1 protein-coding gene is annotated in these 1,677 nt (G+C 58.0%); it reads right to left on the bottom strand.

Annotated features, from left to right (window positions below; all coding sequences use genetic code 11):
* Positions 1 to 174 precede the first annotated feature (174 nt).
* Entirely contained in the window at positions 175 to 1,605 is a 1,431-nt protein-coding gene (locus tag CTR53_RS21135; protein WP_290818480.1) for an IS1182 family transposase, read from the bottom strand.
* Between the last annotated feature and the right edge of the window lie 72 nt (positions 1,606 to 1,677).

Here is a 1,677-nt window from a genome sequence, read left to right as displayed (position 1 = left end):
GGCCCAGACCGTGTAAAAACGCAGCGGGTGATGAAGAGCTGGTTATTGGATTGCTTTAGCGGTGCCCAGAGGCGCTATAAGCTTCTGACATGTCGATCCGACTCATTCAGCTGATTCAGGCAAGTACGGTTTCCGCGATGCTGCGCAACGAGTTCAGAGGCCGCCAATGGGCTTTCAGGCCTTCATTGCCGCTATCAGCGCACTATTGCCCAGCAGGTTCAGCACCCGTTTGAAGTTGTAGGCGAGCACATGCAGGCTCATTTCCGTGCTTACCCTGTCGAGCGTCTTGGTGAGGAAATGGGTGGCGCCCATCCAGGCCTTCAATGTGCCGAAAGGATGCTCCACTGTCTGGCGGCGGATGCGCATCATCTCCGGTGCCTGATCCAGACGGGACTGCATCGCGTCGAGCACCGACTCATGTTCCCAGCGACTCACCCGCCGCTGTGCGCTCGGTGTGCACTGCTCCTTCAACGCACAGCCCTGGCAATTCGAACTCCAGTAACGGTGCAGCTTCAGCCCTTTCTCGACGCTTGAGAAACGCCAAATCAGGCTTTGCCCAGCAGGGCAGCAGTACTCATTCTTGGCTGCGTCATAGATGAAATCACCTTTGCCAAAGCGGCCTGCCGCTGTCGCGCCCGACGTCAGCGCCTTGGGTACGAAAGCGGTGATTCCAGCTGCCTGGCAGGCCAGGATTTCTTCGCCTTTGAAGTACCCCCTGTCGGCGACCACCGAGAGTTCCTCGACGCCTATGGCCTCTCGCGCCTGCTTGGCCATGGTGCTCAGTTGATCTCGATCGACGCCGTCGTTCGTGACCTCATGGGTCACGATTAGATGGTGCTTCGCGTCGACTGCTGCCTGCACGTTGTAGCCGACCATTCCTGTACCACGCGTCTTCATTGAACGCGAATCGGGATCAGTCAGGGAAATCTGTTTGTCCGGTGCGTCGTTGAGCTGAACTTCGATTTCCTTGAGCTCCTGCATCTTGGCTTTCAAGGTCTCGATCTTGTCGCGGAGGCGTTCGGCTTTGACCTGGGCAACGGCAGGCTCCTGACGATCTGCAGTATCGAGCGCCGTCAGGTAACGATTAATGCTCGACTCGATCTCCTCCATCCGACGTTTCAGCTTGGCACTGGTGAAGTTGCGGTCGCGATTGTTGACCGCCTTGAACTTGCTGCCGTCGATAGCCACTAGCGCTTCGGAGAACAAACCGAGCTGCTGGCACAGCACCACGAATTGCCGGCAGACACCACGAATGGCTTTGCCGTTGTCCTTGCGGAAGTTGGCGATGGTCTTGAAGTCCGGCGTCAGACGTCCGGTCAGCCACATCAATTCGACGTTGCGCTGGGCCTCGCGCTCAAGCCGGCGACTGGATTGGATGCGATTGAGATAGCCGTAGATATAGAGCTTCAGCAGAACGGCAGGGTGGTACGCGGGGCGACCGGTTTCTGCCGGGACGATACCGTCGAAGCCCAGCCTGCCGAGATCGAGTTCATCGACGAACACATCGACTACTCGAACCGGGTTGGTGTCCGCGACGTAATCATCCAGGCTCTCGGGCAGTAGCGTGGTTTGGCCTCGATATTCGCCCTGGATGAAACGCTTCATGGAGTGCCCCCGCTATGAAACCCACCGGCAGCATAGCAAGGGCACTGGCCACGTTTTTACACAGTCTGGGCC

The sequence above is a fragment of the Ferrovibrio sp. genome, from assembly GCF_002796975.1.
In the GTDB taxonomy this organism is placed as follows: Bacteria; Pseudomonadota; Alphaproteobacteria; order Ferrovibrionales; family Ferrovibrionaceae; genus Ferrovibrio.
The sequence above is the reverse complement of the archived record's forward strand: the minus strand, read 5'-3'. Positions and strand labels throughout refer to the sequence as shown.